Source organism: Kitasatospora sp. NPDC036755, from assembly GCF_040636595.1.
Lineage (GTDB): Bacteria > Actinomycetota > Actinomycetes > Streptomycetales > Streptomycetaceae > Kitasatospora.
In genome coordinates this window covers 1-13,040 of sequence record NZ_JBEZUT010000008.1, presented here as the reverse complement: position 1 = coordinate 13,040, position 13,040 = coordinate 1, and the positions used below count along the sequence as shown (strand labels likewise).

At 74.6% G+C, this 13,040-nt stretch carries 3 protein-coding genes; all 3 read right to left on the bottom strand.

Features of this window, described 5'->3' with window-relative positions; all coding sequences use genetic code 11:
- Positions 1–5 precede the first annotated feature (5 nt).
- Positions 6–10,625 (bottom strand): amino acid adenylation domain-containing protein, encoded by a 10,620-nt coding sequence (locus AB0E96_RS02415; RefSeq protein WP_359817525.1) that lies wholly within the window; start codon positions 10,623–10,625, stop codon positions 6–8.
- A gap of 102 nt (positions 10,626–10,727) precedes the next feature.
- Positions 10,728–11,759 carry a guanitoxin biosynthesis L-enduracididine beta-hydroxylase GntD gene (gene gntD / locus AB0E96_RS02410; protein WP_359817523.1) on the bottom strand — a complete coding sequence of 344 codons (1,032 nt, stop codon included), beginning with the start codon at positions 11,757–11,759 and terminating at the stop codon, positions 10,728–10,730.
- An 88-nt stretch (positions 11,760–11,847) separates the two neighbouring features.
- Positions 11,848–12,975: a capreomycidine synthase gene (vioD, locus tag AB0E96_RS02405; protein ID WP_359817521.1), complete on the bottom strand. Its 1,128-nt coding sequence runs from the start codon at positions 12,973–12,975 to the stop codon at positions 11,848–11,850.
- Between the last annotated feature and the right edge of the window lie 65 nt (positions 12,976–13,040).

Here is a 13,040-nt window from a genome sequence, read left to right as displayed (position 1 = left end):
CCGGGTCAGCGCAGATGGGCGGCGAGGATCGGGCCGATCACGTCCAAGGCCTCCGGCGTGGTGAAGCGGCTGTGCGGGATGTCCAGCGGGTGGTTCTCGATCGGGCCGTCCACGTGCTCGGCCCAGTGCTCGGTCAGCGGTGTACCGTCGGCGCCCCGGCCGGGCAGCGCCTCGAAGAACAGCACCGGGCCCCGGTAGCGGCCGGGCTGCTCGCCCTGGGCCAGGGCGAGGTTGTTGGCGGTGACCCGCACCAGCCGGCCGAGTGCGGCCTCGTCGAGTCCGCCGAGCACGCTGCCGCGTTCCCGCAGGAGTTCCAGGACCGTCGCGGCCCCGGGGAGTCCGGCCCCGAGGGTCCCGGTGCCGAGGGCTCCGGTGCCGGCCGCCGGGGAGTCCGTCGAAGCCGGGGCAGTCGGAGTGGCCGCGGCGGGGACGCCCAGCTCGTCGAGGTCGAGGCCGTCCAGGGCCAGCGAGAGGATCTCGGCGTCGCTGGGCCGGCCGGCGTGCCGGTGGCGGCCGGTGGGGTGCGAGTCGAGCATGGCGAGGAGCGCGACGCTCTCGCCGTCCTCCTGGAGGAGGCGGGCCAGCTCGTGGGCGACCGTGCCGCCGAAGGACCAGCCGAGCAGGTGGTACGGGCCGCTCGGCTGCACCTCGCGGATCAGCCCCAGGTATTCGGCGGCCATCTCGGGGACGTTGCCCGGCAGTTCGGTGTCCCCGTCCAGGCCGCGGGCCTGCAGCGCGTACAGCGGCCGGTCGCGGTCCAGGTGGCGGACCAGGCCGGAGTAGCACCAGCCGAGGCCCCCGCCGGGGTGGACGGCGAACAGCGGCGGGCGGCTGCCGCCCGTGCGCAGCGGCAGCAGCCGGCCGAGCCCGTCGCCGGATTCGGCGCCGCCCTCGGCGGTGAGCCGTTCGGCGAGCCGGGCCACGGTCGGGGTCTCGAAGAGGGCTCGCAGGCCGATCCGGACGCCGAGTTCGTCGTGGATCCGGGCGGTGAGCCGGGCGGCGAGCAGGGAGTGGCCGCCGAGGTCGAAGAAGTTGTCGTCGATGCCGACGGCCGGGGTGTTGAGGGTGGCGGCGAAGAGGTCGCAGAGGAGCTCTTCGTGGGGCGTGCGGGGGCCGCGGCCGACCGTTCCGGCGGCGGCGGGGTTCGGTGCGGGCAGGGCGCGGCGGTCGAGCTTGCCGTTGGGGGTGAGCGGGAGGGTGTCGAGGAGCACGACGGCGGAGGGCACCTGGTAGGCGGGCAGTCCGGCCGCGGCGGTGGACCGGAGTTCGGCCGGGTCCGGCGCGGGGGTGTCGGCGGACGGGACGAGGTAGGCGACGAGTCGCTGGTCGCCGGGGTTGTCCTCGCGCAGCAGCACGGCGGCCTGGGCGATGTCCGTGCGCGCGGTGAAGTGGGCCTCGATTTCGGCGGGTTCGATGCGGAAGCCGCGCAGCTTGATCTGGTCGTCGGTGCGGCCGAGGAACTCCAGTCGGCCCTCGCCCCGCGCGTCGTGCCGCCAGCGGCCGAGGTCCCCGGTGCGGTACATCCGGGTGCCGGGCTCGCCGTACGGGTCGGGCAGGAAGCGCTCGGCGGTCAGGCCGGGGCGGCCGAGGTAGCCGCGGGTCACCAGGTCGCCGGCGATGTACAGTTCGCCGCCGACGCCGATCGGCAGGGCGCGGAACGCCTCGTCCAGGACGTACATCCGGGTGTTCCAGACCGGGCGGCCGATGGTGATCACGCCGGAGGGGGCGGTGTCGCCGGGCTCGATGCGGAACTCGGTGCAGCCGACGGTGGTCTCCGTCGGGCCGTACTCGTTGATCACGGTGGCGCCCGGGTGCCGTCGGCGCCACTCGTCCAGCACCTCGCCCATCAGCGACTCGCCGCCGAGGACCAACTGCTCGCTGGGCGAGAAGCGTTCGGGCAGCGCGGTGAGCAGGGCGAGGTGGCTCGGGGTGGCCTTGACGAAGGTCGGGCGCTCGAACTCCCGTGCCGTGGGGGCCTCGTCGTCCAGTTCGATCAGCTGGACGGTGCCGCCGCTGGTGAGCGGGGCGAACAGGCCGGTGACGGTGAGGTCGAAGGAGACCGGGGAGTGGACCAGGGCCCGGCCGGACACGCTGCCGTAGGCGTCGCGGGCCCACGCCAGGTAGGCGTCCAGCGAGTGGTGCTCGACCACCACGCCCTTGGGGCGCCCGGTGGAGCCGGAGGTGTAGATCACGTAGGCGGGGTTGCGCAGTGACAGGGGCGCCGAGCGGTCGGCGTCGGTGAGGTCGTGCGCGGGGAGGGCGGCGAGGGCGGCGGTCGTGTCCGGGGCGTCGAGCAGCAGGCGGGGGTGCTCGGTGGCGGGCAGCAGGCCGGCGGCCTCGGTGGTGGTGAGCACGCACAGCGGCTGGGCGTCGTCGAGGGTGTAGGCGATCCGCTCGCCCGGGTGGGTGAGGTCGATCGGGAGGTACGCCGCGCCGGACTTGAGTACCGCGAGCACGGCCACCAGGGTCTCCACCGAGCGGGGCACGGCCAGTGCGACGAGCCGTTCGGGGCCGGCCCCCTGGGCCACGAGGTGGCGGGCGAGGCGGTTGGCGGCGGTGTCGAGCCGGGCGTAGCTGAGGGTGTCGGTGCCGCTGACGACGGCGGTGGCGTCGGGGGTGCGGGCGGCCTGGGCGGCGAACAGCTCCGGCAGCGTCCGGCCGGGGAGTTCGCGGGTCGGGCCGTTCCAGTCGGTGAACAGGGCTCGGCGCTCGTGCTCGCCGAACAGGTCGATGTCGTGGATGGGGGTGTCGGGGTGGTCGGCGGCGCTGCGCAGGATGCGCTGGAACTGCTCGGCGAGCCGCTGGATGGTGGCGGGCTCGAAGAGGTCGGTGGCGTATTCGATGGTCAGAGTGAGGCCGTTCGGGGCGTTGTCCTCGGTGTGGTGCTCGATCACCGTGAAGGACAGGTCGAACTTGGCCGTGCGGAGGGTGTCGTCCTGCTCCTGCGGCAGCGGCTCCGATGCCCAACCCTCGGTGCCGGGTGCGGTGTTGTTGAGGGTGAGGATGGTTTGGAAGAGGGGGTGGCGGTGGGGGGTGCGGGTGGGGTTGAGGTGTTCGACGAGGAGTTCGAAGGGGAGGTCCTGGTGGGTGAGGGCGGTGAGGTTGAGGTCGCGGGTGTGGTGGAGGAGTTGGGTGTGGGTGGGGTTGTTGGTGGTGTCGGTGCGCAGGACGAGGGTGTTGATGAAGAAGCCGATGAGGTGGTCGAGGTGGGGGTGGGTGCGGCCGGCGGTGGGGGTGCCGATGGGGAGGTCGGTGCCGGCGCCGTTGCGGGTGAGGAGGGTGGCGAGGGCGGCGTGGAGGGTGTGGAAGAGGGTGGCGTGGTGGGTGTGGGCGTGGGTGGTGAGTTTGTGGTGGGTGGTGGGGTCGGTGTGGGTGGTGTGGGTGCGGGCTTGGTGGGTGGGGTTGGTGGGTCGGGGGTGGTCGGTGGGGAGGGGGATTTCTTCGGGGAGGTCGGTGAGGTGGTGGGTCCAGTGGGTGAGTTGGGTGTGGAGGGGGGTGTGGGGGGTGTCGGGGGTGCCGAGGTGGTGGTGTTGCCAGAGGGTGTAGTCGGCGTACTGGATGGGGAGTTCGGGCCAGTCGGGGGTGTGGTGGTGGGTGTGGGCGTGGTAGGCGGTGGTGAGGTCGTGGGTGAGGGGTCGCATGGACCAGCCGTCGCCGGCGATGTGGTGCAGGACGAGGGCGAGCAGGTGCTGGTCGGGGGCGAGGGTGAACAGGGCGGCGCGCAGGGGGAGTTCGGTGGTCAGGTCGAAGGGCTGGGCGGTGAGTTCGGCGATCCGGGCGCGGGCGTCGGGCTCGTCGGTGGTGACGGTGGTGAGCGGGACGAGGCCCGGGGCGGCGGGGCGGATGGACTGGCGGGGTTCGCCGTCGGTCTCGGGGAAGAGGGTGCGCAGGGTCTCGTGGCGTTCCACCACGTCGTCCAGCGCGGCCTGGAGGGCGGTCGCGTCCACCGCGCCGGGCAGCGGCAGCACCACCGGGATGTTGTAGGAGGCGCGCTCGGTCTCGTCCATCCGGTTCAGGAACCAGAGCCTGGCCTGGGCCCGTGAGAGCGGGATCCGCTCGGGGCGCTCCGCCCGGACCAGCGGCGGCAGCGCGGCGGCGGGCCGGGCCTGCTCCAGCCGCTCGGCGAGGGCGGCGACGGTGGGCGCCTCGAAGAGGTCGCGGACGTCGATCTCGGCGTCCAGTTCGGTGCGGACGGCCGAGACCAGGCGCATCGCCAGCAGGGAGTGGCCGCCGAGGTCGAAGAAGTTGTCGTCGATGCCGACCGTCTCCGCGCCGAGGACGGCGGCGAAGACCTCGCAGAGCCGCTGCTCGCGTGCGGTGCGCGGGGCCCGGGTGGCGGGGGACTCCTGGCGAGGCGGGGCCGGCAGGGCGCGGCGGTCGAGCTTGCCGTTGGGGGTGAGCGGGAGGGTGTCGAGCAGGACGACGGCGGAGGGCACCAGGTAGGCGGGCAGCCGGGTGGCGGCCGTGGCCCGGAGCTCGGCCGGGTCCGGTGCGGCGGCGTCGGCGGACGGGACGAGGTAGGCGACGAGTCGCTGGTCGCCGGGGCGGTCCTCGCGCAGCAGCACGGCGGCCTGGGCGATGTCCGTACGCGCGGTGAAGTGGGCCTCGATCTCGGCGGGCTCGATGCGGAAGCCACGCAGCTTGATCTGGTCGTCGGTGCGGCCGAGGAACTCCAGCCGGCCCTCGCCCCGCGCGTCGTGCCGCCAGCGGCCGAGGTCCCCGGTGCGGTACATCCGGGCGCCGGGCTCGCCGTACGGGTCGGGCAGGAAGCGCTCGGCGGTGGCGCCGGGGCGGCCCAGGTAGCCGCGGGCCAGGCCGGCGCCGGCGATGAACAGCTCGCCCGGCACGCCGATCGGCAGCTGCCGCAGCCCGGCGTCCAGCACCTGGACCCGCATGTTGTCCAGCGGGCGGCCGATCGGCACCGTGGTGCCGAGGTCGTCCCCGGCGGCCATCGGGTGCCGGGTGGCGAACACGGTGGTCTCGGTCGGGCCGTAGCCGTCGACGACCCGCAGCCCCGGGTGGGCGTCGAGCACCCGGCGCACGGCGGCCGCCGGGACGACGTCGCCGCCGGTCAGGACCTCGCGCACACCGGCCAGGCTCTGCGGCGCGTCCTCGGCGAGCAGCCGGAACAGGCCGGCGGTCAGCCAGAGCGCGGTCACCCGGTGGTCGGCGATCAGGCGCCCGATCCGCTCGGCGTCCAGGTCGCCGGGCGGCGCCACCACCACCTGGCCGCCGCTCAGCAGCGGCACCCACAGCTCGTAGGTGGCCGCGTCGAAGGCGTGCGGGGAGTGGAACAGCACCCGCTGGTGGTGGCCGTCCCGCTGCCACCAGCGGTCGGTGGCGAGGGCGGCGACGTCCGCGTGGGTGACGGCGATGCCCTTGGGCGTGCCGGTGGATCCGGAGGTGTACATCACGTAGGCGAGCTGCTCCGGCCGGACGGCCGGGAGGGCGCGGGCGGGGGTGTCCGGCAGCGGGGCCGAGACGTCCACCACCGGCAGGCCGGCAGCGGCCCGGGCCCGGACGAACGGCAGGTCGCGGGTGGCCGCGTCGACCAGGAGCAGCTCGGCGCCGGTGTCGGCCAGCACGAGGTCCATCCGCTCGGCGGGCCAGTTCTCGGCGAGCGGCACGTACGCGCCGCCCGCCCGCACCACGGCCAGCGTGCTGACCACCAGCGACGCCGAGCGCTGCTGGAGGACGGCGATCCGGCTCTCCGCGCCCGCGCCGAGGGCGATCAGGTGCCGGGCGAGGCGGTCGGTGGCGGTGTCGAGCCGGGCGTAGCTGAGGGTGTCGGTGCCGCTGACGACGGCGGTGGCGTCGGGGGTGCGGGCGGCCTGGGCGGCGAACAGCTCCGGCAGCGTCCGGCCGGGGAGTTCGCGGGTCGGGCCGTTCCAGTCGGTGAACAGGGCTCGGCGCTCGTGCTCGCCGAGCAGGTCGATGTCGTGGATGGGGGTGTCGGGGTGGTCGGCGGCGCTGCGCAGGATGCGCTGGAACTGCTCGGCGAGCCGCTGGACGGTGGCGGGCTCGAAGAGGTCGGCGGAGTATTCGATGGTCAGAGTGAGGCCGTTCGGGGCGTTGTCCTCGGTGTGGTGCTCGATCACCGTGAAGGACAGGTCGAACTTGGCCGTGCGGAGGGTGTCGTCCTGCTCCTGCGGCAGCGGCTCCGATGCCCAACCCTCGGTGCCGGGTGCGGTGTTGTTGAGGGTGAGGATGGTTTGGAAGAGGGGGTGGCGGTGGGGGGTGCGGGTGGGGTTGAGGTGTTCGACGAGGAGTTCGAAGGGGAGGTCCTGGTGGGTGAGGGCGGTGAGGTTGAGGTCGCGGGTGTGGTGGAGGAGTTGGGTGTGGGTGGGGTTGTTGGTGGTGTCGGTGCGCAGGACGAGGGTGTTGATGAAGAAGCCGATGAGGTGGTCGAGGTGGGGGTGGGTGCGGCCGGCGGTGGGGGTGCCGATGGGGAGGTCGGTGCCGGCGCCGTTGCGGGTGAGGAGGGTGGCGAGGGCGGCGTGGAGGGTGTGGAAGAGGGTGGCGTGGTGGGTGTGGGCGTGGGTGGTGAGTTTGTGGTGGGTGGTGGGGTCGGTGTGGGTGGTGTGGGTGCGGGCTTGGTGGGTGGGGTTGGTGGGTCGGGGGTGGTCGGTGGGGAGGGGGATTTCTTCGGGGAGGTCGGTGAGGTGGTGGGTCCAGTGGGTGAGTTGGGTGTGGAGGGGGGTGTGGGGGGTGTCGGGGGTGCCGAGGTGGTGGTGTTGCCAGAGGGTGTAGTCGGCGTACTGGATGGGGAGTTCGGGCCAGTCGGGGGTGTGGTGGTGGGTGTGGGCGTGGTAGGCGGTGGTGAGGTCGTGGGTGAGGGGTCGCATGGACCAGCCGTCGCCGGCGATGTGGTGCAGGACGAGGGCGAGCAGGTGCTGGTCGGGGGCGAGGGTGAACAGGGCGGCGCGCAGCGGGAGTTCGGTGGTCAGGTCGAAGGGCGTGGAGGCGAGGGCGGTGACGCGGCCGCGGGCCTCCGCCTCGTCCCGGACGTCGAGGTGCTGGAGGGGCACCAGGCCCGGGGCGGCGGGGCGGATGGACTGGCGGGGCTCGCCGTCGGTCTCGGGGAAGAGGGTGCGCAGGGTCTCGTGGCGTTCCACCACGTCGTCCAGCGCGGCCCGCAGCGCGGCGGTGTCGACCTCCTCGGTCAGCCGCAGCACCACCGGCATCGCGTACGCGCTCGTGCCGCGTTCCATCCGGTTCAGGAACCAGAGCCGGCGCTGGGCGAAGGAGAGCGGCAGCACCTCGGGGCGCTCGGTCCGGGCCAGCGGCGGCAGCGCGACGGCCGGCCGGGCCTGCTCCAGCCGCTCGGCGAGGGCGGCGACGGTGGGCGCCTCGAAGAGGTCGCGCACGCCCAGTTCCACGTCCAGGCCGGTGCGGACGGCCGAGACCAGGCGCATCGCCAGCAGGGAGTGGCCGCCGAGGTCGAAGAAGCTCTCGTCGATGCCCGGTTCGCGGTCGGCGCCCAGCACCTCGGCGAAGATCCGGCAGAGCGCGGCCTCCCGCTCGTCGCGCGCGGTCCGGCCGGGGGCGGACTCCCGGCGGGGCGGGGCCGGCAGCGCCCGGCGGTCGAGCTTGTTGTGGGCGGTCAGCGGTAGCGCGTCGAGTTCCACCAGCGCGGACGGCACCATGTAGCCGGGCAGGGCCTTGGCCAACTCCTCGCGCAGGGCGGCCGGTTCGAGCTCGGCGCCGGGGGCTGGCACGAGGTAGCCGACCAGCTGGCGGTCGCCCGGCCGGTCCTCGCGGACCACCGCGGCGGCCGCCGCCACTGGCTCCAGCGCGGCCAACGCCGCCTCGACCTCGCCGAGTTCGATCCGGAAGCCGCGGATCTTCACCTGGTCGTCCATCCGGCCGAGGAACTCGATCGCCCCGTCCGGCAGTCGGCGGGTGAGGTCGCCGGTGCGGTAGAGCCGGGCTCCGGGCTCGCCGTACGGGTCGGGGACGAAGCGTTCGGCGGTCAGGCCGGGGCGGCCCAGGTAGCCGCGGGTCACCTGGGCGCCGCCGATGAGCAGTTCGCCCGGCACCCCGACCGGGACGGGCTCGCCGCGGTCGTCCAGCACGTACGCCCGGACGTTGCCGAGCGGTCGGCCGATCGGCACGGTCGAGGTGGTGGTGAGTTCGCCGGCCCGCGGGCGGTGGGTGGTGACGCCGACGGTGGTCTCGGTGGGGCCGTAGTGGTTGAGGACCTCGCACCCGGCCCGGCCCAGCAGGTCGCGCACGAAGGTGGTGGTGGAGCCCTCGCCGCCGAGGATCAGGCCGCGGCGGGGCAGCACCCGGTGCTCGCCGCCCGGCCCTTCCAGCGCGGACAGGTGGGAGGGGCTGATCTTCAGGTAGTCGATCGCGTGCTCGGCGAAGTAGGCCGCCAGCAGGCGCCCGTCCGAGGCGGTGTCGGAGTCCACCATGTGCAGGGTGCCGCCGCCGAGCAGGGCGGCGGAGAGCACCGTGACGCAGGAGTCGAAGGTGAACGGCTGCACCATCGCGTAGCCGGCCTCCGCCGCCAGGCCCAGCGCGGACACCACGGCGGTGCGGTAGTTGAGCACCTGGCGGTGCTCGACCACGACGCCCTTGGGGCGACCGGTGGAGCCGGAGGTGAACAGCACGTAGGCGGCCTGGCCCGGGTCGACGGCCACCTCGGGGGCGGTGTCGGGCAGGGCGTCGAGGTCCAGCTCCTCCACCACGACCGCCCGCACGCCGTCCGGCAGCAGACCGGCCGTGGCGGCGCGGGTGATCACCAGGGGCGCGGCGGTGTCGGCGAGCATCATCGCCATCCGCTCCCGGGGCTGGGCCGGGTCGATCGGGACGTAGCACCCGCCGGCCTTGAGCGCGGCCAGCAGCGCCACGACCGTCCAGGTGCCGCGCTCCAGGCAGATGCCGACGGGGGTCTCGCCGGCGACGCCGCGTGCGCGCAGGTGGTGGGCCAGCCGGTTGGCCTGCCGGTCCAGTTCGGCGTAGGTGGGGGAGCCGTCGGCGCCGATCACGGCGACGGCCCGCGGGGTGCGGGCGGCCTGCTCGGCGAAGCGGCCGTGGAAGGTGCCGGCCGGCACGTCCAGGGCGGTGGCGTTCCAGGTGTCGAGCACCTGCTCGCGCTCGGCGGCGGTGAGCAGCGGCAGCCGGCCGATCGGGCGGTCCGGGTCGGTGCAGGCCTCGCGCAGCAGGGTGGCGTAGTGGGCGAGCAGGCGCCCGGCGGAGCGCTCCTCGTAGCGGTCGGTGCGGTGGACGAGGGTCAGCGCGAGGGTGTTGCCGGTCTCCGAGACGGTGAAGGTGAGGTCTCGCTTGGCGTCGGCCGGGCCGGCTCCGTCCAGCGGGCGCAGGGTCAGCGGGTCGGAGCCCTCGGGGGTGCCGGGGGAGTCCGCGGCGGTGGCCTGGTCGAGCACCAGCATGGTGCGCGCCAGCCCGTCCGGGGAGCCGGCCCGCAGGCGGGCGGCCAGCTGGTCGAAGGGCACCTCCTGGTGCCGGAGGTCCTGCCGGGTCGCCTCGGCGGTGCGGTCCAGCAGTTCGGCGAAGGTGGGCTCGCCGGAGGTGTCGCCGCGCAGCAGCAGGGTGTTGACGAAGCAGCCGACCAGGCCCTCGAGTTCGGTGCGCTCGCGGCCGCCGACCGGGGTGGCGATCAGCGGATCGGGGCCGCTGCCGTAGCGGTGCAGCAGGGTCTGGAGCGCGGCCAGGGCCACGGTGAAGAGCGTGGTGCGGTGCCGCGCCGCCAGGGCCCGCAGGCCGGCCGTCACGTCGGCGGGCAGTTCCAGGCTGTGCGATCCCGCGCCCGCGCCGCCGCCGGCGCGGCCGGTGACGGTGGCGGCCGGGGGAGTGTCGGTCACGCCGGAGAGCCGCCGCTGCCAGTGGTCCAGGCTCTCCTGGTAGGCGGCGCCGTCGAGCCGGCCGCGCTGCCAGGCGGCGAAGTCGCCGTACTGTACCGGCAGCGGGGGAAGTTCGGTGCCGGCAGGCCCGTCCGCGAGCCGGTAGGCCGCCGCGACCTCGGCCAGCAGGACGTTCACCGACCAGGCGTCGACGGCGATGTGATGAACCGTCAGCAACAGGACGTGCTCCTGTTCGCCGGTGCGCAGCAGCGCGGCCCGCAACAGCGGCCCGGACGCCAGGTCGAACGGGGTGTGGGCCTCCTCGGTCAGCCGCGCGCGGACCAGCGCCTCGGCCCCGCCCGGCGCCGAGCGCAGGTCGGTCACCGCCAGCGTGAACTGCGCATCCTCGCACACCAGTTGGACGGGCGTGCCGTCCGGTCCGGCGGTGAAGACGGTGCGCAGCACCTCGTGCCGGGAGATCACCGTGCGGAACGCCCCGGCCAGCCGCTCGGCGTCCAGCGGGCCGGTGCAGGCGACCGCCATCGGCACGTTGTACGCCGCCGACTCGGGGGCGAGCTGCTGGGCCAGCCAGATCTGCTCCTGGGTGAAGGAGAGCGGCACCGGGACGCCCGGGGTGCGGCGCGGGATGCCGGTGGCGGCGGCCGGGCGCCGGGCCAGCCGCTCGCGCAGCCGGGCCTCCAGACGGGCCCGCTGCTCGGGGGACAGCTCGGCGATCCGGCGGGCGGTGTCGGTGGCGGTGGTGGCCTCGGCGGCGGTGCCGTTCGACGGCGCGGCGGCGGCGGACTGGGTGGTGCTCACGGTGCTCTCCCCGGAGAAGGTCAGGCGGGCCCGAAGGCGCTGGACGGAAGGCGGAGTCGGGATGGCGGCGGGCGGGGCCGGCGGTCGGCGCTCAGCAGGCGCTCAGAACAGGACGCGGGAGCCGGCGGTGGCCCGGGAGTCGCGGGACTTGCGCAGGTCGCGGGCGACGTTGACCCGCTTGAGCCAGCGGTCGGTGCCGTCGAAGCGCGCGGCGAAGGAGTTGCGGCCGTGCACCGCCCGGTAGTTGTCGACGAAGACGATCTCGCCGGGGGCGAGGGCGGCGCCGCCGAGCCGGCGGTCGATGTCGTCGGAGAGGCGCTGGAGCGCGGCCCGGGCCTCCGGGTCCAGCCGGTCCAGGTCCATGAAGTACGGGTCCAGGCAGAGGTAGGGGTCGCCGGGCGAGCCGAACAGCACCGGGACGGGCGCGGCGGCGTCGCGCATGGTCTTCAGCCGTTCGTACGCCTGGTCGAGCAGTTCCGCGCCGCCGGCGAGGGCCCGGCCGGGGCCGCTGTCGAGCATCTGGAGGTGCGAGTTGTCCGGCAGCATGTAGAACCGCGGCTCGGAGAGCACCCGGCGGTCGGCGGCCGAGATGTCGAGGTCCTGGACGCCGACGAAGGTGGTCGGCACGCGGTCCGGGTTGCGCAGGCACAGCAGGCCCACGTAGTCGCCCCGGTAGGGGTGGAAGGCGTCCTCGACGTGCCAGAAGATGGTCTGGTTGCTGCCGGTGCCGATCTGCTCCTCCTCGTGGCCCCGCACCGGCAGGACGTCGTGCACCAGGTAGCCGTCCTGCTGGGTGGCCCAGGCGACCGGTTCGCCGAGCAGGGCCGCGCACAGCAGCAGGAAGATCTCCTCGCGCAGGGCCGGGGAGGTCCCGGTGCGGTCCTGCCAGTGGGCGGGGGTGGCGCCGATCCGCTCCTGGTCGACGCGGTAGCCGGAGATCACGCAGACGCCGCTCGGCTCGTGCAGCCGGAAGTCCGTCAGGAAGCGGCGCAGGGCCAGGGGCAGCCGGTGGGACTGGACGGTCAGGTCGTCCTGGAGGGTCTGGTCCTCCACGCTGCCGTGCCGGGCGGCCAGTTCGTCGAGCAGGACGGCGACCTCGTCGGCGTCGGCGGGGTCGAGCGTGAGGGCGTGCATCGGGTGTCACCTCGGGTGGTCGGTGGTGCGGAGGGCTCGGTGGAGCCCGGACGGGAGGGAGAACGGCGGGGAGGGCCCGGACGGGCCGTCAGCGGGCCTCGGGCAGCAGCGCGGCCAGCCGGTCGAGGCCGGCGGTCAGCTCCTCGGAGGCGCCGCCGAAGCCGAGCCGGATGTGCCGCGGGGCGCCGAAGCAGGCGCCGGGCACGACCAGCACGCCGTGGTCGCGGTCGAGCCGGTCGGCGAACTCGGTCACGTCCGCGACGGTGGTCAGCTCGGGGAAGGCGGTGACGCCGCCGGCCGGCAGGTCGGCGGTCACCCGCTCGCGGTGCTCGGCCAGCCAGTCGGCCAGCAGCTTCCGGTTGGCGGTGGCCTGGGCGAGCCGGGGGCGCAGCAGTTCGTCGGCGTGCCGGACGGCGTGCGTGGCCACCGCCTCGACCAGCGGGGACAGCGCGAGGCTGGTGTAGTCGCGGCGGCGCACGCAGCCGGCCAGCACCTCGGGCGCGGCCAGCGCCCAGCCGACCCGCAGGCCCGGCAGGCCGTACGCCTTGGACAGGGTGCCGAAGGAGATCGCCCGGGGGTAGCCGGGGGCCGGGTCGGGGAGCGGCTCGCGGTCGTAGACCAGGTGCTGGAAGGCGTTGTCCCAGGCGAGCCAGGTGCCGTACCGGGCGCAGGTGTCGACGATGGCGGCCTGCTGGTCGGCGGTCACCGTGGCGCCGGTCGGGTTGTGCGGGAAGTTGACCACGACCATCGCGGTGTCCGGGCCGACCAGCGCCAGCAGCTCGTCCTCGTTGGTGACCACGCCGTGCTCGGTGCGCATCGCCCAGGGGACGATCCGGCAGCCGAGCGAGGCGGCCACCTCGACCAGCGCGTGGTAGGCGGGCGTCTGCACCACGACCTCGTCGCCGGGCTTCAGCAGGGCCTGCATGACCAGGTAGATCGCCTCGCTGGAGCCCTGGGTGGCGATGATCGAACCGGGGTCGGTGCCGTGCCGCTCGGCGAGGGCGGCGCGCAGCGGCTCGCCGCCGAGGGAGTGGCTGTCGCGGAACATGATGTCGCCGAGGGAGGCGGCGCTGGTGCCGGCCAGGGCGAGGACCTGGTCGACGGTGTAGTTCTCGACACCGCTGCTGCTGATGTCGTAGGTGGTGGTGAAGTACCGCTCGCGCAGCCAGTCTTCGAGCAGGGCGGGGGCCCGAAGCCCCGGGTGGGGATTCGACACCGCGCAACGGACTTGGAACAGAGGCCTTTCACGCCGGAGGACGGTCGCCCGGCCGAGCGCTGGGG

Coding starts and splice junctions, on each gene's coding strand:
- gntD (WP_359817523.1), bottom strand. CDS start 11,759: ATGCACGCCCTCACGCTCGACCCCGCCGACGCCGACGAGGTCGCCGTC.